Below are 1,207 nucleotides of genomic sequence, written 5' to 3' on the forward strand. Positions count from 1 at the left end.
CCCTGTGGGCGGCGGGCGAGCTGTTCGGCCAGGCCAGCCCCGAGTACAACACGGTGGCGGTACGGACGACGGCCCCGGGAGCGCGGCGGGCGCCACGGGGCGCCGGGCGGGGCGCGCGACCGGCGGGGGCGCGGGCGAGGATGCCGCGCGCCGGGGTACGGGCACTGCCCGGCCGGGCGGCGGCGCGCGGCGGGTCGAGGAAGGGCCGCTGAGCGCCGAGGAGCTCGACCGGAACGCCGACGCGCTGCGGGAGCTGCTGGAGGAGAGCGTCGCCTCCGCCGAGCGGCAGCTCTTCGAGCTGCGCACGGCCGCGGCCGACGACTCGCGGATCCTCGCCGCGCTCGGCGACGGCGGGCTGCTGCCGCCGAGCCCCGATGTGCTGGCCGCGGTGGAGTACCTGGGCGAGCACGGCATCCCCGCCCTGCCCGGCTGGCGTTATCTGGCGCAGGCCGTGGACCCCGTGGACCACGCCGCCGTGCTGGCCGCCCGGCCGGAGCTGGTGGACGGGGTGGTCATCACCGACCCCGACACCCACGCACGGGCGCGCGAGGTGCTCGGCAGGGCGTCGCTGCTGCCGCGCTCCGCCGTGGCCGTGGGGACCGCGGCCGCGCTGCTGGCGCCGACGCCGCCGCCCGGGGCGAGCGACAGCGGGGTGTTCCTCGTGCCGCCGAACCCGGCGATGCACGACGAGCGGGCCGCCGACGACGAGCGCCGGGAGCTGCGGGCGCGGGCCACCGCGCGGGACGAGGAGATCCGGGCGCTCGCCGCCCGGCTGGCGGGGGACCGGGCGCTGGCGGCGCGGCTGGCGGCGTGGCGTACGGGCTGTCCGCCGGGGCGGCTCGCGGAGCTGGCGGAGGAGGCCGAGCGGGCGCGCGAGGCGGCGGAGGCCGCGCAGCGGGAGCTGACGGAGGCCCGTACGGCGCGGGTGGAGGCGGACGAGGCGGCCGCCGAGGCGGCCCGGGTGCGCGATGAGCGACAGGAGGCGGCGCAGCAGGCCCGCCGGGCGGCCGACGCGCTGGCGGGGCTGGCGTTCCGGCTGCGGGAGCGGGCCGCCTGGCAGACCAGGCTGCGCGAGCTGGCCGAGGAGGCCGCGGAGTACGAGGAGCGGGCCGCCGCCTGCGTGGACCGGGCGCGCGCGGCGGACGAGGACCGGCGCGCGGCCCAGCGCGCGGCCGACGACGCGCACCGCACCGCCCGCGCGCTGCGC

1 pseudogene is annotated in these 1,207 nt (G+C 81.4%); it reads left to right on the forward strand.

What is annotated here, in order from left to right:
• A pseudogene (locus ABFY07_RS42660) lies at positions 1-1,207 on the forward strand (hypothetical protein); the annotation flags it as partial.

Source organism: Streptomyces sparsogenes subsp. cuspidosporus, from assembly GCF_039532705.1.
GTDB lineage: Bacteria > Actinomycetota > Actinomycetes > Streptomycetales > Streptomycetaceae > Streptomyces > Streptomyces sparsogenes.